This window comes from Mycolicibacterium litorale, from assembly GCF_010731695.1.
Classification (GTDB): Bacteria; Actinomycetota; Actinomycetes; order Mycobacteriales; family Mycobacteriaceae; genus Mycobacterium; species Mycobacterium litorale.
This window is the reverse complement of the sequence record NZ_AP022586.1, coordinates 2350481-2371759: the sequence shown is the minus strand read 5'-3', so window position 1 is coordinate 2371759 and position 21279 is coordinate 2350481. Positions and strand designations below refer to the sequence as shown.

Sequence of the window (21279 nt, the reverse complement as noted above, 5' to 3'; positions counted from 1 at the left end):
TGACAGAAGTGCGGCTCGTATGCGCGCTTTTTGATCGTCAGTGCTGATCGGAGTACGGTGACGGCATGGCTCAGGTGCTCGACATCGCGCCGCTGCGCAGCGTCGTGGCGGTCGCCGACTGTGGTGGATTTCACCGCGCGGCCGCGGTCCTGCACCTCACGCAGTCGGCGGTCAGCCAGCATGTCCGGCGTATCGAAGCGGTGGTCGGCGCGCCGATCGTCGAGCGTTCGGGCCGCGGAGTCGCCTTCACCGAGCTGGGCTACCGCGTGCTCGCCCACGCCCGCACGATCCTGGCCGCGCACGACGCCGCGCTGAGCGATCTGGGTGCCGCCGAAGAACGTGTGCTGCTGATCGGCGCCACCGAACACGGCGCCGACGTGATGCTGCCCGGCCTGACCGCGGCGCTGGGGGAGCGGCTGCCCGACTGGCGGTTACGGTTCCGCCTCGACCGCAACGTCATGCTCGCCGACGGCATCGAACACGGAACACTGGACCTGGCGGTGATGCTCGACGGTTCGGGTCTCGATCCGGCCCACGCGTCCGGCATGGTTCCGCTGAAGTGGATCTCCGCGCGCAGCTTCGCGGCGTCGGCCACCGACCCGCTTCCGGTGGTCATGTACTCCGAGCCGTGCACGCTGCGCGAGCCCACGTTCGTCGCACTCGACCGTCTCGGGCTGGCCTACCGCATCGCGGCCGAGAGCTCGGACCTGTCCGGCCTGCTGGCGGCGGTGCGATCGGGGCTCGGGGTCGCGCTGCTGCCGATGATCGGACGGCTGCCCGACGGCCTGTGCCTGGCTGAGGGACTGCCGCCCACCAGCCGCGCCTCGGTGTTCGTGCGGGGCCGTCACGGCGTCGAGCGGGAGATCCTGGCCGCCGTCGAGCAGGCGGTACGCGACGTATTGACCGACCAAACCTGATACTGGACGGACGATGAAACAGAACCTGGTCTTCGACGCACCGCGACGGGGAATGCCGCCGCGGCACTTCGCCGACCTCGACGACGACGGGCGCGCGGCGGCGGTGGCGGAACTCGGCATGCCTGCGTTCCGCGCCAAGCAGCTGGCCAACCAGTATTTCGGTCGCCTCATCGCCGATCCCGAGCTGATGACCGACCTGCCCGCCGCGGTACGCGCACAGACGGCCGAGGCGCTGTTCCCCGACCTCCTGTCGATCGTGCGGGCCGTCGAATGCGATGCGGGTGAGACGCGAAAGACGTTGTGGCGCGCCCACGATGGAGCGAACTTCGAATCGGTGCTCATGCGCTACACCGACCGCAACACCGTCTGCATCTCCTCGCAGGCGGGTTGCGGTATGGCGTGCCCGTTCTGCGCCACCGGACAGGGCGGGCTGATGCGCAACCTGTCGACCGCCGAGATCCTCGAGCAGGTGCGCGCGGCCGCCGCCGAGCTGCGCGACCGTGACGGGGAGGGGATCGCCCGGGACGGACGGCTGTCGAACATCGTCTTCATGGGGATGGGCGAACCGCTGGCCAACTACAACCGGGTGGTCGCCGCGGTGCGTCGCATCGTCGCGCCGTCACCGAACGGGTTCGGCATCTCGGCGCGGTCGGTCACGGTGTCGACGGTCGGGTTGGCGCCGGCGATCCGCAAACTCGCCGACGAACGGCTCAACGTCACGCTGGCGCTGTCGTTGCACGCCCCCGACGACGAACTGCGCGACACGCTGGTTCCGGTCAACAACCGCTGGAAGGTCAGCGAAGCACTCGACGCCGCACGCTATTACGCCGACGTCACCGGTCGCCGGGTGTCCGTCGAGTACGCGCTGATCCGCGACGTCAACGACCAGCCGTGGCGCGCGGACCTGCTCGGCAAGCGCCTGCACGGAGCGCTCGGCCCGCTCGTGCACGTCAACCTCATCCCGCTCAACCCGACGCCGGGCAGCGAGTGGGATGCGAGCCCCAAGCCGGTCGAGCGCGAATTCGTCCGGCGCGTGCGCGAACGCGGCGTGTCCTGCACGGTGCGTGACACCCGCGGCCGCGAAATCGCCGCCGCCTGTGGGCAATTGGCCGCCGAAGGCTGATCGGCGCGGGGCCCGTCAGCCGGTGCGCGCCGGTGCGTTGGTGAACCAGACGTTCTCCTCGCGCAGGCGTCGGCTGCGCCAGCCGTCGGCGGTGCGCACCACCTCGTGGTGGTAGTAGCCGCCGCAGGAGCTGATGTCCGACATCCCGGGCAGCTGCATGGGGTTGTAGAACATCGCCCGCACCCGCGCGGTGTCGCCGGCACTCTCGAGGATCTCGATGTTAGTAATGTAGTGCATGGTCCACGGCAGCACCCCGAAGTTCGCGGCGAACCAGTCGACCACCTCGTCGCGACCGCCGACGATCGCCCCCGCCGACGAGTAGTCGATGTGCGCGTCGTCGGTGAAGACCGACCGGTAGAGCTCCCAGTCCTTGGTGTCGACCGCGCGGGCGTACCGATACAGCAGCGCGGCGATCTCCGCCGGATCGTTCACTCCGGCCTGATTCACGGCGCCGCCGTGTCCGGCATACCGATCGTCTTGGCCTCGAGGTACTCCTTGTAGCCCTCTTCGCCGTTGCGGTAGCCGAGCCCCGATTGTTTGGTGCCGCCGAACGGGCTGGTGATGCCGAAATGGCTCTTGCCGTTGATCGTCACGTTGCCGGTGCGCATCCGGGTGGCGATCGCGAACGCACGGTCCACGTCGCCGCTGGACACCTCACCGGACAGCCCGTAGATCGTGTTGTTGGCGATCGCGACGGCGTCGTCGTCGGTGTCGTACGGGGTGACGGTCAGCACGGGCCCGAAGATCTCGTCCTGGGCCACCTGGGAATCGGGATCGACGTCGGCCAGCAGCGTGGGCTGGGTGTAGTAGCCGACGGGCAGATTCTCGGGAACGCCGCCGCCGGTGACCAAGCGGGCGCCGGAGTCGATCCCGGAGCGGATCAGACCGAGCACCTTCTGCCGCTGCGTCTTGCTGATCTGGGGGCCCTGCATGTTGCCCGGGGTCCACGGATCGCCGACCGGGAACCCTTCCATCATGGTTTTGAGGATCTCGAGGCCCTCCTCATATCTGCTGCGCGGCAACAGGATCCGGCTCGGCAGGATGCAGGACTGGCCGGACATCACGCACGCCATCATCGCCGCCAACGGCAGGCATGCGTTGAAGTCGGCGTCGTCGAGGACGATGTGCGCCGACTTGCCGCCAAGTTCGAGCAGCGTCTTCTTCACCGTCGGCGCGCCGGCGGCCAGGATCGCCCGCCCGGTGGCGGTGGACCCGGTGAAGGTGATCATGTCGACGCGCGGGTCGGCCGACAGTGCGGCCCCGACCTCGTTGGCATTGGACACCACGACGTTGAAGACGCCGGCCGGGATGTCGGTCTCCTCGGCGACGATGCGGCCGTACTCGCTACCCGACCACGGGGTCAGCTGGGCGGGTTTGAGGACGACGGTGTTACCGGCCATCAGCGCGGGCACGGTCTCGGCGATGTTGAGGTAGAACGGCACGTTCCACGGTGTGATCGCGCCGACCACGCCGACCGGTTCGTAATGGATCTTGCGCCGCGCCGGGCCCAGCTGTGTGGGGTGCACACCGGTGTCGACCAGGTACTCGAAGTTCTTCCCGTGGTCGGCCCAGTGCTTGACCTCCTCGATGGGGCTCTCGATCTGGCTGCCGCTGACTGTCACCGGGCAGCCGACCTCGGTGATCAGGATGCGGCGCAGCCGCTCCTTGTTCCGCTCGAGCGCCTCGTGCAGCTGGGTCAGGCAGTGGTGGCGGAACTCCAGATCGCGAGACCAGTCCGTCTCGTCGAATGCCCGGCGCGCGGCGGCCACCGCCCGGCCCATGTCGTCGACCGTGCCGTCGGTGGCCTGCCCGGCCACCTCCTCGCTGGCCGGGTGGATCACCTCGAAGGTGGCGCCGCTGCTGGTGAGCTGCAGTTCGCCGTCGATCAACATCCGCTCGTCACCGGCGAGCACGCCGGATTCGGTCTCCACAGTCGTCATGTGCCTAGCGTTACAAACAACGCCCGAAGCGTCAGGCGATTGGCGGAAATACCGTTCTCATTTTCCAAGGGGGCGATTCTCGTGAGGTGTCGACCCCGCCGCTGGTCGGTGTGAGCCGCACGCCCGGCGGCGCCCCACTCGGCCGGCGAGTTCGCTTGCGGGAGGTGGGGATTGACCGAACGGCGACTAGTCCTGGTTTCTGATGCCGACCGCGTGGCGCAACTGAGCGAGGAATTCGTCGCCGTCGTCACTGCGCACGATGTAGTGGCACACCGCGACGCGAATGGCCGTGGCGGCCTTGACCGCCGCATTGGGTCCGGAGAGGAGTTTCTCCAGCCGCGCCCGCATCAGCGGAATGATGCGCGACAACTGCGCGATGACCACCTCGGGTTCGATGTCGACCAGCCGGACACCAGAGTAGGACTGCTGATAGGACACGATGAAACGCAGCGCGGCGTCGAGCTTTTCGGTTCCCCGCAGGCCCTGGGTCGCCTTGCTGATGCCCTGGTCGAACATCATCCGCTCGTATCGTCCGAACGCGTCGAGCAGCTCCTGCTTGGAGGCGAACCAGCGGTACAGCGTCGGCCGCGACACACCCGCCTGCAACGCCACCTCCGACAGGCTCAGTTTCGTCTGACCGCTCCGCGCGAGCACCTCGGCGGTGGCCGCCAGAATGCGGTGCTGCGTCGACGAATCGTCGAATTCGGCGGCGTCGCGCCGGGCGGTGAGTGGTTCGTTCACGTCCAAGGCCTCGAGTGACGGGGTGTTCCACAGATCGTAGAGCCTGTAACGCCGCATCGTGTCATCCGCGAGGCCCGTCCGCTGCGAATCACAACGATTTCTTCAGCAGCGCGACCGTCTCGAGGTCCTCCAGCGCCGCCACACCGCGGCGCAGGCCCTCCCGTGCGATGTCGTCTCGCTGCAGGCCGCCCAACCCTGCGGTGATGAGCGCGGCGACATAGGCGTACAGCGCGGCCTGACGGTACCGCTGCCACAGGTCCTCGCGGTCGAGCTCGGGACCGCCGTGGGCGGCGAGCGCGCGGCGGTAGGTGTCCAGCAGCTCGCGCTGGCACTCCTGCCGGTCGGCCGGTGTCAAGCTCGTGACCAATGTGTAGGACAGTTCGCGGCTCGGATGTCCGCGGCGGACCGCCTGCCAGTCGAGAAGCCCGGCTGCGCCGTTGCGGAAGTAGACGTTTCCGGGGTGGGCGTCGCCGTGCATGATCGTGTGCGGCGGCTCGTCGATCAGCCGCGCCACCGCCCGGTAGTTGTCGTCGATGAAACGGCCCACGTGCACCGGTATGTCGGTGCGCTCGGCCATCCGGCGCGCCGAGATCTTGAGCAGGCGGCCGGTGAGCATCGAGGTGTCGTCGGCCGACGGCGAATACACCCAGTCGAGCGGGCCCCGCACGCCGGGCGCCGCCAGCCGCCCCCAGAACGTCGCGTGCAGACGTGCCAGGAGCTCCACCACGAGCGCCGCCTCGTCGGGGTGCAACGGGTGCAGGGTGTCGGGGAACCGGCACTCCTCGGCGGGCAGATCCTCCAGGATGAGGACGAACCGGCCGGTGACCGGGTCGAACGCCGACCCGTACGCGGTGGGCGCGCCGCTCAGCTCCGGTCGCAGCTGCCGGTAGAAGCGCACCTCGGTGTCGCCGAGCCGGCCGAGTTCACCCATGAGCCGCGTCCCGGCGGTCTCCGCGGGCAGTTTGACGAACACCGTCTCGGGGACGTTCTCACCCGTGAGCGCCAGCCGCGCCCGCGACGAAGTGCCTGCGTCGCCGCCGATCACCGACACCGAGGCGACGGCGGCATTCATCAGGCGGCCCAGCGTCGGCGCGTCGAGGTCGCCGACCGCGCGGGGGAACCGTCGCGCGCCCCGCAGGACGGCGTCGGTCACCACGCGCTGCACCCCGCGGCCGAGGTGTGCGGTCAGGCCCACGGCCAGTGTCGCCCGGTTGACGGCCCACGCGGCGCGTGCCGGTATACCGAACATGTTCGTCACCGTGAGAGCCTCCTTGGGCCACCATACTCGGGGCGGTTTACAAATGAGCTTCAGACTGTAAACCAGTTTCGTCGTACGTCAAAGGGGAGTGCCGATGTCCGGACCACTGGACGGTGTCAAGGTCGTCGAGCTGGGCGTTTGGGTCGCCGCGCCCGCCACCGGCGGAATCCTCGCCGACTGGGGTGCGGACGTGATCAAGGTCGAGCCGCCGTCCGGTGACCCGGCGCGGACGTTCGGGCGGATGCTCGGACTCGGCGACGAGGTGAACCCGCCGTTCGAGATGGACAACCGGTCCAAACGCAGTGTGGTCGCGGATCTGACCTCAGCGCCCGGGCAGGCCGTCGTGCGCGAACTCCTGCGCACCGCAGACGTTTTCGTGACCAACGTGCGGCCGTCCGCGCTGCGCCGGCTCGGGCTGGACTTCGAGAGCGTCGCCGCCGGGAACCCGCGGCTGGTCTACGGACTCATCACCGGATACGGCACGGCCGGACCCGACGCCGACCGCGCGGCGTACGACGTGGCCGCGTTCTGGGCGCGCGCCGGGCTGGCGCATCTGCTCACCCCTCCCGGTCAGGACCCTCCGTTCCAGCGTGGCGGCATGGGGGACCATTCGGTGGGAATGACGCTGGCGGCCGCGGTGTGCGCGGCGCTGGTGTCGCGGGCCACCACCGGAGCCGGCCAACTGGTGACCACGTCGCTCTACCGGCAGGGCGCCTACACGATCAGTTTCGACCTCAACACGTTCCTGCTGACCGGGCGGCAAATCGCGATCGGTCAGCGCGAATCGATGGGCAACCCGTGTATGAACAACTACGTCGCGCGCGACGGACGCCGGTTCTGGATCGTCGGCCTGGAGGGGGAGCGGCACTGGCCGGCGCTGTGCCGCAGCGTGCAACGCGAGGACTGGCTCACCGACGACCGGTTCGCCACGGGCCGAGCACGTGCGGTCAACGCACGGGAACTCATCGCCGAACTCGACGCCGTCTTCGCCACCCGGCCGCTGGCCGAGTGGGCGGAGATCTTCGCGGCCGAACCGGATCTGTTCTGGTCGCCGATCAACTCACTGGAGGACGTGGTCTCCGACGACCAGTTCCACGAGGCAGGGGGAGCCGTTTACGTGCCCGACGGCGACGGCGCCGTTCCGATGGTCGCCACACCCGCCGACTTCCACGGCACGCCGTGCGCGCCACGCTCCGGGGCACCGCGGCTCGGCGAACACACCGATGACGTGCTGGCCGATCCGCAGGCGGCGTGGCTCACCTGACCGGACGCCCGGTCACGTGAGTCCGGCGGCGTGGCGCAACTGCGCGAGGAAATCGTCGCCGTCGTCACTGCGCACGAGATAGTGCGAGATCGCCACGCGCACCGCGGTCGACGCGGCCACCGCGGCGTCGGGGCCGGGCATGTTGCGCTGCAACCGATCACGCATGCGCGGAAGGATGTGAGAGAGGCGGTCGATGACCTGCGCGGGCTCGATGTCGACCATGCGCAGGCCCGGATAGGACTGCTGGTATTCCACGATGATGCGCAACGCGGCGTCCAGGCGTTCGCCGGCGGGCAGATCGTCGGCGGCCGCGGCGACCGCGCGCTCGTAGATCGAGCGCTCCCACACCACGAAGGCCGCCAGCAGATCCTGCTTCGAGGGGAACCAGCGGTAGAGCGTGGGCCGCGACACCCTGGCCTGCGCGGCGACCTGCGACAGGCTGAGCTTCGTCATCCCGTTGCGGCCGAGCACCTCTGCGGTGGCGGCCAGGATCCGCTCACGGGTGGTGTTCTCGTCGCGCGCCCCCGGGGTCACCGCCATAGCTTTACAAATTTTGCGTCAACTGTCACGCTGATTCGGTGACGTCCCCATCAGCGGCGGCCCGTGAGTTCAGCTCGGTCGACATCACCTCGGCGTCGTTCTGGCAGCAGCCGTTCCCCCGCCGCGACGCGGTGTTCGCGCAGTTGCGTGCGGCCGGCGGGCTGAGCTGGCATCGCCCGCTGTCGTCGCTGTTCCCGATGGAGGAAGAGGGGTTCTGGGCGGTCACCCGGCGCGCCGACATCGTGTTCGTCAGCCAGCATCCCGAACTGTTCACCTCCGCGCAGGGGGTGGCGCTCGACCCGATGCCGGCGGAAGTGCAGCGCTTCGCGTCGTTCTTCCTGACGATGGACCCACCCGAACACACCGTGTACCGGCGACTCATCAGCTCGGCGTTCACCCCGCGCAATGTCCGGCGGATCGAACAACAGATCCACGACAACGCGGTCGCGGTGGTCGACGACCTCGTCGGAGCCGGTGAAATCGATTTCGTGGCGGCGTGTTCGGCGCGGTTGCCGATGCTGACCATCATGGAGATGCTCGGCGTGCCCGCGGCCGACCAGCCCGCCGTGGCCAACGCCGCCGAGAAGCTGTTCTCGATGAGCGACGACGAGTACAGCACGCTCGAGGAGCGCGCGGCCGACACGGTCAACGAGATCATGCTGCTGTCCGCCACCGGGGTAGAACTCGCCAGATTCCGGCGCAGCCACCCCGGTGACGACCTGATGACCAGCATCGTCAACGCCGAGGTCGACGGGAAACGGTTGACCGACGAGGAGATCGGCGCGTTCCTCATCCTGCTGGCCTCGGCAGGCAACGACACCACCAAGCAGACGACCACGCACGCGATGCTGGCGCTCTGGCACCATCGCGCCCAGCGGGAGTGGCTGACCGCGGACTTCGACGGCCGGATCGGCACCGCGATCGAGGAATTCATTCGGTGGTCGACCCCGGTCCTGCAGTTCGCGCGGTTCGCCACCGCCGACACCGAGATCAACGGCGCGCCCGTCAGCGCGGGCGACAAGGTGGGGCTGTTCTACTGCTCGGCGAACCGCGACGAGGCGGTGTTCACCGATCCCCAGGTCTTCGACCTGAGCCGGTCACCGAACCCGCATCTGGGCTTCGGCGGCGGCGGACCGCACTTCTGTCTGGGCCATCAGCTGGCCAAAACCGAACTGCGGCAACTGTTCCGGGAGCTGCTGACGCGACTGAACGACATCGAGTTCGGTGAGCCCGACCTGCTCCACAGCACGTTCGTCCATGGCGTCAAACGCCTTCCGGCCGTCGTCCGCTGAGCCGGGGGAACCATGCCGGATCACGACCCGGGATCGATGTCGTTTCGGAGGCGATCGGCGGGATAGGTCGACGCGCCGGCGGCGCGCACCCGCTCGATCAGCGTGCGGTCCGACGTCGCGACGCGGATCTCACCCGGATCATCGGCCGCGTGCACCAGGCGGACGATCTCGTCGTCGGCCGAGTTCGGCGCGGAGGCCGGCGCATTGGTGACGGTGACGGTGTCGGAGGTCAACGGTGGCGACAGCGGCTTCTCGAACACCACCGTCACCTCGGCGGATTCGGTACGCGCCCACTCCTCGAGCGCAACGACGAGACGGCCCATCGCGCCGCGGCGATCACGCCACCACCCGTCCGGGCGGGAGCCGATCACGTTCATGCCGTCGACGATCCACCGCACCGCACCAGCCTAGGCGCTACGGGCTGGGTCGTGGCCGCACCAGTACCGACTGCTGGATCGCGCCGACCGGGCCGCTCTCGTCGAAGAGCGTCCCGCTCGTGGTGCCTATTCCGTCCGGCCCGTAACTGGTTTCGGCCCGGATGCCGATCCACCGGCCCTCCGGGATCCGGTGCACATGGACCACCAGGTCGGTGTTGAGGAACGTCCACCGGCGGATGTCGAGTTTCGCGCCGATGCCGTTCGCGTCGTCGGCCACCGCGAACAACCGCTCCAGCGGTGTCATCGCTTCGCCCTTGACGAGGTCGACGGTCGGAGTGATCCACGATTCGCCCGGCCCGTCGTTCAGCGGTCTGGTGAGCCAGCGCCAGTCGAGGCTGTGGACGTAGTTGCGGTCCCAGTCCTTCGCCATGTCGCGGCTGCGGGCCTGCGACACCGGGCGCAGTGGGGGTGCGCCCGCGTGCTCCACCTCCGTGGTGTCCCGTTGCTGCAGCCGCCATCCGCTCGCCCGCGCCACCGGCCGCGGTGCGCCGTCGGGGCCCGGCGCCGACATCTGCGCGCTGACCAGTTCGATCTGCTTACCCGTCCGCTCCAGGTGCGCGCTGACCCAGAGGTCGCCCTCAGCCGGCACCGGGCCCAGCAGGTCGACCATCACGCGGCTCAGCCGGGTGTCGTCGCGCGGTTCACAGCGTTGCAGTGCGCGCACCAGCAGCGCGGACACCGGTGCCGCGTGCTGGATCGCCGCCGACCAGGTGCTGCGCACGAGATCGGTGGCGACGAACTTCTCGCCGTAGGTGTCCGCACCGACGAACTCGTAGTACGAATCCGACATCAGGGCAGCCCCGCCCCGGCGATGTCGGCGATCGTGGTGTCGATGCGCGCCAGCCGGGTGCCCGAAAGACGTTCGGGGTAGGCGTCGGTGGCGGTGACGAGGAACAGCATGCGCCGCTCGGGGCCGCCCAGCGCGCAGGCGATCGCGATGCGCTCACCGACGTCGAGGCGATCGGTCACGTCGCCACCGTCGACCACCCGCTGGAACTGGTGGGCCAGGGTCATCGCGGTCCAGACCCCGCCCTCGGCGTCGATCGCGATGCCGTCGGGTGGTCCGTCGAGTCCGTCGGCGAAGACCCGGCGGGCACCCAGGCTGCCGTCGGCGTCGACGGGGAACGCCGTGAGGCGCCGCCCGGTCGATTCGGCGACGATCAACGTCGTGCGGTCCTCGGTGATCGCCATCCCGTTGGGGAAGTCGAGTTCGTCGGCGACGACCGTCGGTGTTCCGTCGGGATCGAGGCGGACGATGACCCCGTCCTTGCGCGCCTGCGACCCGATGTAGGCGCGGCCCGCGTCGTCGACGACCATGTCCCCCAGATCGGCGGGCACCAGGCCGGTCAAGTCAGCGACGACCGCGACGGTCTCACCGTCATAGCGCAGCACCTGCCTGTGCCTGGAGGAGGAGATGAGCAGCGACCCGTCCGGGCGGAAACCGAGTCCCGACGGTGCGTGGCCGGCAAGCGCCAGGGTGGTCATCGACCCGCTGAGGTCGACGGTGTGCACCGCCTCGCCCAGCATGTCGGAGAACCACAGCAGCCCTTCGAACCATCGCGGGCCCTCCCCGAAGCAGAACCCGTCGGCCAGTGGTTCGAGCGCCACGAGCCCTGCTTCGTCGGCGATTTCGCGTGCCGTCACATCACACCTTTACAAAACACGCGACAAGTGTCACGCTCCCTAGGTGCCACTGTCAACCACCTGCGGCGTTGGCGCGCCATGAAGAAGTACTACAGCCACACCCTGCTCTACCTCCACGAGACGATCGCGTTGGGGTCGGGACGCAGTGATCGCTTCACCGAGACCTTCCAGAACGTCTACCACCCGATGATGGCCGAGCTCGGCGCCCGGCTCTTCGCGATCTGGGAGAGCACGCCGTACAACGGGCACTGGCCCCAGGTCACGATCATCTGGGAGATCGACGCATTCGCCGACTACGCCCGCATCGGCACGGCGCAACGAGCCGGCGGCACCCATGCCGACGCCGCGACCGCCTGGTCGCGATTCCTGGCCGAGACCGGCTCCTCGGGCGAGGGCCGGATCATGTACGCCGGCCGTAGCAACCGCACGCTCGCCCAACTTCAGGACGCGAAATTCGGTGCGGGCGTGGTGATCCAGGAGATCATGCAGACCAAACCCGGCCGCCAGGACGACTACATCCGCGAACTGGAACGCCTCTACGTGCCGTGGTCGGAGCGCACCGGTAAGCGCTGGCTCGGATCGTTCATCACGACCTTCCGATTCAACGAGGTCATTCACTACTGGGCGCTCGACGGCGGATGGGACTGCTTCGCCGAGCACTATCCGTCGTGGAAGGACAGCCCTCCTGCGGAGATCGTCACCTGGATGAGCGTCGCGCCTGCGTTGCGCGACGGGTGGGAGGACTCCATCCTGCAGGCCCTACCGCCCTCCCCGCTGCAGTGAACGGGGCAGCGCTGATGCGACCGTTCTCCTACGATCCGTTCGACGCGGCCGTGATGGCCGACCCGCTGCCGTTCTACCGGACATTGCGCGACGAGTACCCGCTCTACTACGTGGACCAGTGGGACACCTACGCGCTCTCGCGGTTCGACGACATCTGGCACGTGCTCGAGGTCAACGACGGGACATTCGTCGCCTCCGAAGGCACCCTGCCGTCGACCGCGGTGCTGGGGACCCACAACAGCGGCCCGGTACCGGATCCGCCGCTGTCTCCCATGCCGTTCCACGCCAACTTCGACGCCCCCGTCTACACCGACGTGCGGCGGTGCACATCCGGGCCCTTTCGGCCACGGTCGGTCAGCCGGCTCGCCGACCGGATCCGGGAACTGGCCAGCGAGCGCCTCGACGAACTGCTGCCGCAGGGACGGTTCGACCTCACCCAGGACTACGGCGGAATGGTCGCCGCCACGATGGTGTGCGAATTGCTGGGCCTGCCCACAGAACTCGCCTCCGACGTACTCGCCACCGTGAACGCCGGCAGCCTGGCCCAGCCCGGCAGCGGCGTCGACGTCGCCAATGCCCGCCCCGGCTATCTCGAATACCTGACCCCGCTGGTCGAGCGCCGGCGCGCCGACCGGTCCGGTGCGGACATGCCGATCGCCGACGCGCTCCTCGACTACCGCAAACCCGACGGGACACCGCTGACCGACATGGAGGCCGCCGTGCAGATGCTCGGTGTCTTCATCGGAGGAACCGAGACGGTGCCGAAGATCGTGGCCCACGGGCTGTGGGAGCTCGAACGCCGGCCGGCTCAGATGGCGCAGGTGCGCGCCGATCCGGCCGCCAACGTACCCGTGGCGCGTGAGGAGATGATCCGGTTCTGCGCACCCGCGCAGTGGTTCGCCCGCACGGTGCGTAAACCGTTCACGATTCACGGCACCACCATCGAACCCGGACAGCGCGTCATCACGCTGCTGGCGTCGGCCAACCGCGACGAGCGGGAGTATCCCGAGCCGGACGAATTCGTCTGGGACCGGCGAATCGAGCGGATGCTGGCGTTCGGCCGCGGACAGCACTTCTGCCTCGGCGTCCACCTCGCCCGCCTGGAGATCACCGTCATGGTCACCGAATGGCTCAGGCGAGTACCGGATTTCGGCGTGGACACCGACCATGCGTCGCGCCCGCCGTCGAGCTTCCAGTGGGGCTGGAACAACGTGCCGGTCGAGGTCTGACCGTGTGGGCGTATCGGCTGGTGGCGCCGTACACCTTCGAGAAGCTGGACCTGCCCGAGCCGTCGGCGGATCGGCTCGGCGACGGACAGGTGCTGCTGCGGTTCCTGTCGGCGGGGATCTGCGGTAGCGACCTGCCCGCCTTCCGCGGTGCCAAGGGCAGGCTCCCCGGCGACACCGGCGTCAGCGCCGCGGAGATGAACGGTTTCCCGATCCACGAGATCGTCGGCGAGGTCGTGGCGAGCCGGCACCCGGCGCACCGGCCGGGTGACCGCGTCGTCGGCTGGGCCTCGGGATTCGACGGTCTGATGCAGTTCGTCGTCGCCGACGGCGAAGGCCTGGCCGCCTACGATCCCGCGCTTTCGCCCCACGACGCCGTCGCGCTGCAACCACTGGCGTGCGTGTTGTACGCGGCCGAACAGCTTCCCGACCTGAGTGGCCGCCACGTCGCCGTCATCGGACAGGGTTCCATCGGGCTGTTGTTCTCCTACGTCGCGAAAGCCGCGGGCGCCCAGCATGTCACCGGGGTCGACCCCATCGACCGCACCGCGGTCGGACCCACGTTCGGGGTCGACACCGTGGTGCGGGCGACCAGTGATCGCTGGCTCAGCCACCTCGGCGAGGACAGGCCCGACGTGGTCATCGAAGCCGTCGGCCATCAGGTGGCCACGCTGAACCATGCGATCGAGGCGGTCGCGCTCGGCGGAACGGTCTTCTACTTCGGCGTCGCCGACGACGACACCTACCCGATCAGCATGCGGCTGATGCTGCGCAACAACCTCACCCTGAAATCCGGTGTCACGCTCGAGCGCCGGCGGATGCTGTCGTCCGCCGACGAATTCGTCAGGACCCACCCCGCGCTGCTGCCCACCTATGTGACCCACACGTTCGGCGTCGCCGACGTGCAGTCAGCGTTCGAACTGGCCTGCCTGCCGACTCCCGGCCGGGTCAAGATCGCGATCGTCGGATGACCGGCCGGGTGCACGCCGCGCTGGATGCGGGATCGCCCATCTTCGGCGGCTGGGTGGTCGGCCCGACCGCGATCGGGCCCGAGGAGTTCGCGACTGCCGGATACGACTACGTCGGCATCGACCTGCAGCACGGATATCTCGACGACGCCGCCGCCGCGATGATGCTGCGGCGGTTGGCGCACGTGCCCGTGGCGACCGTGGTCCGGCTACCCACCGCGGACGCCGCGCCGATCGGCCGGGTGCTCGACGCCGGCGCCGACGCGGTGGTGATCGCGATGGTCGAATCGGCCGGCGAGGCGGCGGCCGCGGTCGCCGCGACCCGGTACCCGCCTGCCGGGGTGCGGAGTTTCGGGCCGCTGCGGGCCGGGCTCGGGCATGTCCCGTCCGAGCTGGAGGGGCGGGTGAACGTGTTCGCGATGATCGAGACGGCCCGCGGAGTCGCCGCGCTCGCCGACATCAGCGCGGTGCGGGGTCTGAGCGGTCTCTACGTCGGCCCCGCCGATCTGGCCATCTCGATGGGCCACGACCCGACGTCGGCGTGGCGCAGGCAGGACGTCCGCGACGCCATGGCGCAGATCGTGACCGCCGCGCGCGCCGGGAATCTGGTGGCCGGCGTCCACGCCGGTACGGGTGCGCTCGGAAACCACGCGGCCCGCATGGGGTTTCAGATGATCACCCTCGCCTCGGAGTCCCAGGCGCTGCGGCGCGGCGCGGCCGTGCACCTGGCCGAGGCGAAGGCCACCGAACCGCCTGACGCACAGACCACGGGAGGTTACCGGTGAACCGGGTGGCCCTCGTCACGGGCGCGGCACGCGGCCAGGGCGCGGCGATCGTGGCGCGGCTGCACGCCGACGGATTCCGGGTGGCCGCCTGCGACGTGCGGGCCGACGAACTGCGCTCCAGTGTCGAGGGATACGGAGAGGCGGTGATCCCGATTCGAATGGACGTCACCTCACCGCAGCAGTGGTCGGCGGCGGTGGCCGAGACCGTCGAGCGGTTCGGCGCGCTGACGACGCTGGTGAACAACGCCGGGATCCTGCACCGCGCGGCGATCGTCGACGAGACGCCGGAGGGCTTCGAGAACAGCTGGCGGGTGAACTGTCTGGGACCGTTCCTCGGCATCCAGGCGGTGGTGGAGCAGCTGCGGCGGACCGACGGCGCCGCCATCGTCAACACCTGCAGCACCGGTGCGATCCGGCCCTTTCCGCACCACGCCGCCTACGGATCCTCGAAGTGGGCGCTGCGCGGGCTGACCCAGGTGGCCGCCGCGGAGCTCGCGCCGTCGGGCATCCGGGTCAACGCCGTGTTGCCCGGACCCGTCGAAACCCCCATGCTCGATCCGCACACGCAGAACAGGCTGGCGGCCAGAGCGACCCTGGGCCGGATCGGCCGACCCGGGGAGATCGCCGACGCCGTGGCGTTCCTGGTCTCGGAGCAGGCGTCGTTCATCACCGGATGCGAACTCGTCGTCGACGGCGGCCAGAGCCTGCAGATCGGATGAGTGCGTTGGCGAAACAGTTGTCCGTCGGAGTCATCGGCGCCGGCCCGGGCGGTCTGGCGCTCGGAATCTTCCTCAAGAGAGCCGGATTCGAGCAGTTCACGATCTTCGACCGCGAGGACGGGGTCGGCGGCACCTGGCGGATCAACACCTATCCGGGTCTGGCCTGTGATGTGAAGTCGCACCTGTACTCCTACTCCTTCGACCTCAACGCCGACTGGTCGCGGCTGTGGTCGGCCCAACCGGAGATCCTCGAGTACTTCGAGACGTGTGCGCGCCGACACCAACTCGAGAACCACCTGAGGTTGCGCACCGAGATCGTCTCCGCGCGCTGGGATGCCGTGTCGCGGGACTGGGAACTGCTGACCACCGACGGTGAGCGCCACCGCTTCGACGTGGTGGTCTCCGCGGTCGGCATGTTCACCCAGCCGGTGATGCCGGACCTGGTGGAGGAGGAACCGTTCACTGGTGTCGTGATGCACACCGCACGGTGGGACCACTCGGTCGACCTCGGCGGTGCACGGGTGGCAGTGCTGGGCACGGGTTCGACTGCAGCACAGCTGCTTCCGGAGGTCGCCAAGGTCGCCGCGAAGGTGTACTCCGTGCAGCGGTCGCCGACGTGGATCCTGCCCAAACCCGACCGCCCGTACACCGATCGCGAGAAGTGGGTGTTCTCCCACATCCCGCTCGCCAAGCGCATCTACCGGACGCGGCTGTGGTTGCGCAGCGAACGGAACATCTCGGTCATCGAGCACGGCAGCGACAAGACGCAGGAGTTCACCGGCATCGCCACCCGGGTGCTCGAGGCGACGGTGCCGGACGAAGACCTGCGGCGCGCCCTGACACCCGCGCACCCGTTGGGCTGCAAGCGGCTGGTGTTCGCGAACGACTACCTGCAGGCCCTGACCCAACCGCACGTCGAGGTCGTGTCGAGTGCCGCCCGCGCCCTGCGGGCCGGCTGCCTGATCACCGAGGACGGCACCGAGCTCGACGTCGACGTGGTGGTATGTGCGACCGGTTATGCCGCGGCCGATTATCTGGGCCAGATCGAGGTGGTCGGCGAGGACGGGCCGCTGCGGGACAAGTGGCGCGACGGTGCGTACGCCTATCTGGGGATGGCGGTGCCCGGGTTCCCGAACTTCTTCATGCTCTACGGGCCCAACACCAATGTCGGGTCCAACAGCGTGATCTTCATCCTCGAGGCGCAGGCCCGCTACATCGTGCGGGCGCTGAAGCACCTGCGCCGCCGAGGCAGGACCTATGTTGCGGTGCGGCCGCAGACGATGGTCGACTACATCGCCAAGATCGACGGCTGGATGTCGGGGACCGTCTGGACCACGCGGTGCAGCAACTACTTTCGCGCGGCCAACGGCCGCGTGGTCACCCAGTGGCCACGCAGCGCCCGCGCGTTCTGGGCGATCACCCGGCGATTCCGCTCCGCCGACTACACGTTCGACCCACCGGCCCACGTACCGCCCATCGCCGTGCACACGCACACCGACCTCACGAGGAGCTCGCCATGATGACCATTCCCGCCAGTGCTTCCACTTCCCGCCGCGTCCAGGGTGTCATGGGCGCGCTCATGCTCGGAGTGGGGATCGTCGGCACGATCGCGCCCAATCGCCTCAGCGGCACGTCGGCGTCCGAACCCGGTAGCAGGTCCACGGACACCGTCGCCGAGCGGCATCACCTCACCCAGATGTACTCGATGCGCGAAGCCGCGCTGGGCGCCATCCTGGTCAGCGGCGCCGGCGCGAAATCGGTACTCGCAGCGACGATCGGCCTGACCGCCGTCGAGGTGGCCACCGCGCTGCGCTCACCCGCGCTCGACGCGCGGACCAGGACCACCACCGCGCTCAGCGCATCGCTGTTCGGTGTGGTCGCGGCCTACGCGCTGACGGGCGCCGGCGCACAGAACGAGCATTGAGCCAGGACATGACAGAACCCGATGTGGTGGCGCGGCTGCACCCTGCCCTGCGACGGTTCGCGGCCGCCAGGACCGACTTGTCGCCGAACACACTGCACGCGGTCCGGCAGTCACTCGACAGCCGGCGACGCGAGGCCGCCGCCGCCATCGACGCGTCCGGTGTCGACATCGAGGACCGCACAGCGCAATTCGAGCGGAAGACGGTGGGCGTCCGGATCTACCGTGGCGGGGTCGCACCGCCGGTGGTGTACTGCCATTCCGGCGCCTTCGTGCTGGGCAACCTCGACACCGACCACCTGCAGTGTGTCGAGTTCGCCCGGCGGGTGCAGTGCACCGTCGTCTCGGTCGACTACCGGCTGGCCCCCGAGCACCCGTATCCGGCCGCCTTCGACGACGTGCTGACGGTGCTGCGCTGGGTGGCCGCGGAATCGGCCGGCCTCGGCGTCGACGCGTCGCGGATCGCGGTGGCGGGCAGCAGCGCCGGGGGAGCGCTGGCGGCGCGGCTGGCACAGGCGGCCGCGACGGGTTGCGCCCCACCCGTGGTGTTCCAGCTGTTGCACCAACCGGTGCTCGACGACCAGCCCACCCCGTCACGGCGGGAGTTCACCGCGACACCCGGCTTCGACGGCCCCGCCGCCGAGCAGATGTGGCGACACTACCTCCACACCGGAACCACAGGCGGCGGGGCGGCTCCCGCGCGCAGCGCCGACCTTGCCGGCCTGCCCCCGGCGTTCATCAGTTGCTCCGAACTCGACCCGCTGCGGGACGAAGCGCTCGGCTACGCGCAGCGCCTGCTCCACGCCGGTGTCTCGACCGAACTGCATGTGTTCGCCGGGACGTGCCACGGATTCGACTCGCTGCTGCCGGACTGGGACATCAGTCGGCAACTGCTCGATCTGCAGACCGCTGCCCTGAGGCGGGCTCTGCACGGTTGACCCTCGATGACGTCAGGCGGTGACACGCTGCGCGTCGAGTTCCCGGGCGACCGCGGCGTGGTAGCGGTCGATGTTCGCGGGGTTGACGATCCGGAAGAACCCGTCGGGCATCGGGGCGCTCTTGGGCGCCTCGATCGTCATCGTCCTACCGAACAGCGTGACGCCTGCGCCGGGTTCGGTGAACTGGTACTCCACGGTGATGCGGCCGTCCATGCCGCCGTTGCCATCCCGGTCGTGGCCCAGGCGGCCGACCGAGGTGAACACCCATTGTCGCGGGCGTACGGCCATCGCGAGCTGCCAGGTGAAGATCTTGTCGCTGTCGGGGCCACCCTCCTCCCAGGTGTCACCGACCTGCAACGGCAGCTTCTCGAGGCGGCCGACGTAGCTGCTGCCGGGGTAGGTCTTGGTCCAGTTCGCGGGGTTGGTGACGAAGTCGTAGATCACCTCGGGCGCATGGGTGAACGCGGTGTCCGAACTGGTCGTGACGATGCCCAACAGCCTGCCTTCCTGTGCGGCGCCGACCGCGGCGCGGGTGTCCCCTCACCTTTACAGACGGCGGAACGAATGTCACGCTCAGGGAATGGACTTCTCCGTCGTCGACCTGTCCGATGAGGACCGGGCCTTCCAGCTCGAACTGCGGGAGTTCCTGGCCGCGGTGGTCACCGACGAGGTGCGCGCGCGCGACCGCGCTACCGGCGAGAACTTCGACGAGGGTGTCCACCTCGCGCTCGGCGACGCGGGATATCTCGCGGCCGACTACCGCAGCGAGGCCGACGGCGGTTTCTCGCCGGTGCGCCGGCGGATCTGGGATCTCGAGATCGGACGGGCGCACACCCCGTGGTTCCACTGGGGCACCACGGCGATGGTGGCGCACACCGTCGAACGGTTCGGCTCACCCGAACTCGCGGACGAGGTCATACCCGGTGTCGTCTCCGGCCGGCTGCGGCTGTGCCTGGGCTACACCGAACCCGAGGGTGGTTCCGACGTCGCGACATGCAAGACCCGGGCGGTGCGCGACGGGGACGGCTGGATCGTCAACGGCTCGAAGATGTTCACGTCGAATGCCCAGAACGCGCACTACGTCTTCCTGATCACCAACACCGACCCGGCAGCGCCGAAGCACAAGAGCCTCACCATGTTCCTGCTGCCGCTCGATTCGCCCGGCGTGGAGATCCAGCCGATCCGCACCGTCGACGGTGACCGCACCAACATCACCTACTACAGCGACGTCCGGATCAGCGACCGCTACCGCGTCGGTGACGTCAACGCCGGGTGGTCGGTGCTGCGCGGTGCGCTCGACGTCGAACACGGCACGGTGGAACGCGACGCCGACGGGTTGCAGAAGATCGCGGTCATGACCGAGCACATCACCGTGATGGCCGACGCGGTGGACCGGGTCGCGGCCGGCGTGGCGACGCCGGACGCAGCGGGGCGCCGACGCATCGACGACGCCTCGGTGGCCTACCGGCTGGGTCGCGGTATCGCCCGGATGGAGGCGGCGATGAGCACGCCGGAGATGTTCGGCCGGGTGGCGATCGCCCAGACGATGCGCGACGTCTCGCCGGATCTGATGGACGTCCTGGGCGCGGCGGCGGCCCTACCGGCAGGGGCGCCGGGTGCGGCCGACGACGGGGGCGCCGAGTACGTGTTCCGCCTCGCGGGACCGACCGGGATCTACGGCGGCACCCTCGAGGTGTTCCGCAACATGATCGCCCAGCACGCGCTCGGGCTCGGCCGGCCGAACTACTCGCCCCCGCGCTGACTACAGCCGCGCGATGACCTCCCCGGCGAGCAGGTCGAGGGTCTCGTCGGAGGCGCGGTCGTGGGTGAACAGCACCACCTGCGTGAAACCGATGTCCGCGAGTTCGTGGAGGCGGTCCGCGATCGCGGGCGCGGTGCCGATCAGGCCACCGTCGTGCAATCCGAAACCCTTACCGCCGAAACGTTTCTCGGCCAACCTGCGGACCTCGGGCAGTGACGCGTCGTCGCGGGCGAGCGCCATCACCACCTCGACCGACATCACGATCGTGTCGGGGTCGCGGCCGACGTCCGCGCAGATCCCGCGGAGCACCTCGACCTTGCGGCGCAGATCGCCGAGCGCGTAGGTGGGCACGTTCCAGACGTCGGCGTACCGGGCGACCAGCGGCAGCGTGTACTTCTCGCCCACCCCACCGACGACGATCGGCGGCCGGGCGCCCTCGCGGGGTCCCGGGGTGATCGGTACGTCACGCACGCGGTAGTGCCTGCCCTGTGCGTCGATCCGGCCCATCGCGAACGCCTGGGTGACGATCTCGAGCGTCTCGGCCAGGCGCTCGGACCGTTCGGCGAACGAACCCCACTCCAGCCCCGCCCGCCGGTGCTCGTCCTCGATGGACCCGCTGCCGATGCCGAACTGGAACCTGCCCCCCGAGATGTGATCGAGCGTGGTGGCCATCTTGGCCAGCACGGCGGGATGCCGGAACTGGTTGCACAGCACCATGTGTCCGACGCGCAGTCGCTCGGTGCCGCAGAGCAGCGCGGTCGCCAGGGTCCAGGCCTCCATCGACGGGTACTCCGGTGCGCCGGGCGCGTAGAGGTGGTCGTAGAGCCAGAGTGAACCGATGCCGAGGGATTCGCACCGCAGCGCCCGGTGCAGCATGTCACGGTAGGTGAATCCGATCTGAGGCACATAGACACCGACGTCCAGATCCGCCATGACCTGCGTGCTCCCACCTCGGCGAAAGTGGGATTCGCCGTCGACGAGAATCGTATTCTCATCAGACGGTCGGCACAACGATGCCGAC

General features: G+C 69.1%; 23 protein-coding genes. 13 read left to right on the top strand and 10 right to left on the bottom strand.

All coding sequences use genetic code 11. The features are described from left to right. Positions 1 to 65 precede the first annotated feature (65 nt). Positions 66 to 917: a LysR family transcriptional regulator gene (locus tag G6N30_RS11190; protein ID WP_134052766.1), complete on the top strand. Its 852-nt coding sequence runs from the start codon at positions 66 to 68 to the stop codon at positions 915 to 917. 13 nt (positions 918 to 930) lie between these two features. After that, positions 931 to 2040, top strand: coding sequence for a dual-specificity RNA methyltransferase RlmN (rlmN, locus tag G6N30_RS11185; protein WP_134052764.1), 1110 nt, complete (start codon positions 931 to 933; stop codon positions 2038 to 2040). Between the two features lie 15 nt (positions 2041 to 2055). On the opposite strand, the gene G6N30_RS11180 is transcribed toward rlmN, so the two are convergent. From G6N30_RS11180 to G6N30_RS11165, 4 genes are all read right to left on the bottom strand, one after another. Further along, positions 2056 to 2487, bottom strand: a complete 432-nt coding sequence (locus G6N30_RS11180; RefSeq protein WP_134052762.1) for a nuclear transport factor 2 family protein — start codon at positions 2485 to 2487, stop codon at positions 2056 to 2058. After that, on the bottom strand, positions 2484 to 3980 hold the full coding sequence (locus G6N30_RS11175; protein WP_134052760.1) for an aldehyde dehydrogenase family protein: 1497 nt from the start codon (positions 3978 to 3980) through the stop codon (positions 2484 to 2486). Before G6N30_RS11175 ends, G6N30_RS11180 begins: the two co-directional genes overlap by 4 nt. A gap of 186 nt (positions 3981 to 4166) precedes the next feature. Next, entirely contained in the window at positions 4167 to 4721 is a 555-nt protein-coding gene (locus G6N30_RS11170; RefSeq protein ID WP_134055163.1) for a TetR/AcrR family transcriptional regulator, read from the bottom strand. A gap of 88 nt (positions 4722 to 4809) precedes the next feature. Beyond that, complete coding sequence (locus G6N30_RS11165; protein ID WP_134055161.1) at positions 4810 to 5970, bottom strand: phosphotransferase; 1161 nt, start codon at positions 5968 to 5970, stop codon at positions 4810 to 4812. A 103-nt stretch (positions 5971 to 6073) separates the two neighbouring features. On the opposite strand from G6N30_RS11165, the gene G6N30_RS11160 reads away from it, so the two are divergent. Beyond that, a complete protein-coding gene (locus tag G6N30_RS11160; protein ID WP_134052758.1) occupies positions 6074 to 7243 on the top strand; it encodes a CaiB/BaiF CoA transferase family protein in 1170 nt (389 codons plus the stop codon). 12 nt (positions 7244 to 7255) lie between these two features. Here the strand turns inward: G6N30_RS11160 and G6N30_RS11155 are convergent, their stop codons facing one another. Further along, positions 7256 to 7783, bottom strand: a complete 528-nt coding sequence (locus tag G6N30_RS11155) for a TetR/AcrR family transcriptional regulator (protein ID WP_134052756.1) — start codon at positions 7781 to 7783, stop codon at positions 7256 to 7258. 38 nt (positions 7784 to 7821) lie between these two features. Between G6N30_RS11155 and G6N30_RS11150 the strand changes: the two genes are divergently transcribed. Beyond that, complete coding sequence (locus G6N30_RS11150) at positions 7822 to 9075, top strand: cytochrome P450 (RefSeq protein ID WP_134052754.1); 1254 nt, start codon at positions 7822 to 7824, stop codon at positions 9073 to 9075. A 20-nt stretch (positions 9076 to 9095) separates the two neighbouring features. Here the strand turns inward: G6N30_RS11150 and G6N30_RS11145 are convergent, their stop codons facing one another. Genes G6N30_RS11145 through G6N30_RS11135 form a run of 3 tightly spaced genes read right to left on the bottom strand, consistent with a single transcriptional unit; the run spans position 9096 to position 11120 of the window. Continuing rightward, on the bottom strand, positions 9096 to 9473 hold the full coding sequence (locus G6N30_RS11145; protein ID WP_134052752.1) for an NYN domain-containing protein: 378 nt from the start codon (positions 9471 to 9473) through the stop codon (positions 9096 to 9098). 16 nt (positions 9474 to 9489) lie between these two features. Next, on the bottom strand, positions 9490 to 10302 hold the full coding sequence (locus G6N30_RS11140) for a thioesterase family protein (RefSeq protein WP_134052749.1): 813 nt from the start codon (positions 10300 to 10302) through the stop codon (positions 9490 to 9492). Beyond that, positions 10302 to 11120 carry an SMP-30/gluconolactonase/LRE family protein gene (locus tag G6N30_RS11135; protein WP_134055159.1) on the bottom strand — a complete coding sequence of 273 codons (819 nt, stop codon included), beginning with the start codon at positions 11118 to 11120 and terminating at the stop codon, positions 10302 to 10304. Before G6N30_RS11135 ends, G6N30_RS11140 begins: the two co-directional genes overlap by 1 nt. 114 nt (positions 11121 to 11234) lie before the next feature. Between G6N30_RS11135 and G6N30_RS11130 the strand changes: the two genes are divergently transcribed. The 8 genes from G6N30_RS11130 to G6N30_RS11095 are packed head-to-tail and all read left to right on the top strand — an operon-like array spanning position 11235 to position 18496. Continuing rightward, positions 11235 to 11939, top strand: coding sequence for an NIPSNAP family protein (locus G6N30_RS11130; RefSeq protein ID WP_134052747.1), 705 nt, complete (start codon positions 11235 to 11237; stop codon positions 11937 to 11939). Between the two features lie 14 nt (positions 11940 to 11953). Next, positions 11954 to 13168 (top strand): cytochrome P450, encoded by a 1215-nt coding sequence (locus G6N30_RS11125; protein WP_134052745.1) that lies wholly within the window; start codon positions 11954 to 11956, stop codon positions 13166 to 13168. Between the two features lie 2 nt (positions 13169 to 13170). After that, the gene (locus tag G6N30_RS11120) at positions 13171 to 14136 is read left to right on the top strand and encodes a zinc-binding dehydrogenase (protein WP_134052743.1); all 966 of its coding nucleotides are present in this window, start codon (positions 13171 to 13173) and stop codon (positions 14134 to 14136) included. Continuing rightward, a complete protein-coding gene (locus G6N30_RS11115; RefSeq protein ID WP_134052742.1) occupies positions 14133 to 14918 on the top strand; it encodes an HpcH/HpaI aldolase family protein in 786 nt (261 codons plus the stop codon). The genes G6N30_RS11120 and G6N30_RS11115 overlap by 4 nt, the downstream gene beginning before the upstream one ends. After that, positions 14915 to 15637 (top strand): SDR family NAD(P)-dependent oxidoreductase, encoded by a 723-nt coding sequence (locus G6N30_RS11110; RefSeq protein ID WP_134052740.1) that lies wholly within the window; start codon positions 14915 to 14917, stop codon positions 15635 to 15637. Before G6N30_RS11115 ends, G6N30_RS11110 begins: the two co-directional genes overlap by 4 nt. Next, positions 15634 to 17157, top strand: a complete 1524-nt coding sequence (locus tag G6N30_RS11105) for a flavin-containing monooxygenase (protein WP_134052738.1) — start codon at positions 15634 to 15636, stop codon at positions 17155 to 17157. Before G6N30_RS11110 ends, G6N30_RS11105 begins: the two co-directional genes overlap by 4 nt. Continuing rightward, positions 17154 to 17561: a hypothetical protein gene (locus tag G6N30_RS11100; RefSeq protein ID WP_134052736.1), complete on the top strand. Its 408-nt coding sequence runs from the start codon at positions 17154 to 17156 to the stop codon at positions 17559 to 17561. The genes G6N30_RS11105 and G6N30_RS11100 overlap by 4 nt, the downstream gene beginning before the upstream one ends. An 8-nt stretch (positions 17562 to 17569) precedes the next feature. After that, positions 17570 to 18496, top strand: coding sequence for an alpha/beta hydrolase (locus G6N30_RS11095; RefSeq protein WP_134052734.1), 927 nt, complete (start codon positions 17570 to 17572; stop codon positions 18494 to 18496). Positions 18497 to 18508: 12 nt separating this feature from the next. Here the strand turns inward: G6N30_RS11095 and G6N30_RS11090 are convergent, their stop codons facing one another. Further along, the gene (locus G6N30_RS11090; protein ID WP_134052732.1) at positions 18509 to 18991 is read right to left on the bottom strand and encodes an SRPBCC family protein; all 483 of its coding nucleotides are present in this window, start codon (positions 18989 to 18991) and stop codon (positions 18509 to 18511) included. An 85-nt stretch (positions 18992 to 19076) separates the two neighbouring features. Here G6N30_RS11090 and G6N30_RS11085 point away from each other — a divergent pair, with 85 nt between their 5' ends. Further along, positions 19077 to 20258, top strand: a complete 1182-nt coding sequence (locus G6N30_RS11085; RefSeq protein ID WP_134052730.1) for an acyl-CoA dehydrogenase family protein — start codon at positions 19077 to 19079, stop codon at positions 20256 to 20258. Here the strand turns inward: G6N30_RS11085 and G6N30_RS11080 are convergent, their stop codons facing one another. Continuing rightward, entirely contained in the window at positions 20259 to 21191 is a 933-nt protein-coding gene (locus tag G6N30_RS11080) for an LLM class flavin-dependent oxidoreductase (RefSeq protein WP_134052728.1), read from the bottom strand. Positions 21192 to 21279 lie beyond the last annotated feature (88 nt).

Coding starts and splice junctions, on each gene's coding strand:
- G6N30_RS11190 (WP_134052766.1), top strand. CDS start 66: ATGGCTCAGGTGCTCGACATCGCGCCGCTGCGCAGCGTCGTGGCGGTC.
- rlmN (WP_134052764.1), top strand. CDS start 931: ATGAAACAGAACCTGGTCTTCGACGCACCGCGACGGGGAATGCCGCCG.
- G6N30_RS11175 (WP_134052760.1), bottom strand. CDS start 3,980: ATGACGACTGTGGAGACCGAATCCGGCGTGCTCGCCGGTGACGAGCGG.
- G6N30_RS11165 (WP_134055161.1), bottom strand. CDS start 5,970: ATGTTCGGTATACCGGCACGCGCCGCGTGGGCCGTCAACCGGGCGACA.
- G6N30_RS11160 (WP_134052758.1), top strand. CDS start 6,074: ATGTCCGGACCACTGGACGGTGTCAAGGTCGTCGAGCTGGGCGTTTGG.
- G6N30_RS11155 (WP_134052756.1), bottom strand. CDS start 7,783: ATGGCGGTGACCCCGGGGGCGCGCGACGAGAACACCACCCGTGAGCGG.
- G6N30_RS11140 (WP_134052749.1), bottom strand. CDS start 10,302: ATGTCGGATTCGTACTACGAGTTCGTCGGTGCGGACACCTACGGCGAG.
- G6N30_RS11130 (WP_134052747.1), top strand. CDS start 11,235: ATGAAGAAGTACTACAGCCACACCCTGCTCTACCTCCACGAGACGATC.
- G6N30_RS11125 (WP_134052745.1), top strand. CDS start 11,954: ATGCGACCGTTCTCCTACGATCCGTTCGACGCGGCCGTGATGGCCGAC.
- G6N30_RS11115 (WP_134052742.1), top strand. CDS start 14,133: ATGACCGGCCGGGTGCACGCCGCGCTGGATGCGGGATCGCCCATCTTC.
- G6N30_RS11105 (WP_134052738.1), top strand. CDS start 15,634: ATGAGTGCGTTGGCGAAACAGTTGTCCGTCGGAGTCATCGGCGCCGGC.
- G6N30_RS11100 (WP_134052736.1), top strand. CDS start 17,154: ATGATGACCATTCCCGCCAGTGCTTCCACTTCCCGCCGCGTCCAGGGT.
- G6N30_RS11095 (WP_134052734.1), top strand. CDS start 17,570: ATGACAGAACCCGATGTGGTGGCGCGGCTGCACCCTGCCCTGCGACGG.
- G6N30_RS11085 (WP_134052730.1), top strand. CDS start 19,077: ATGGACTTCTCCGTCGTCGACCTGTCCGATGAGGACCGGGCCTTCCAG.
- G6N30_RS11080 (WP_134052728.1), bottom strand. CDS start 21,191: ATGGCGGATCTGGACGTCGGTGTCTATGTGCCTCAGATCGGATTCACC.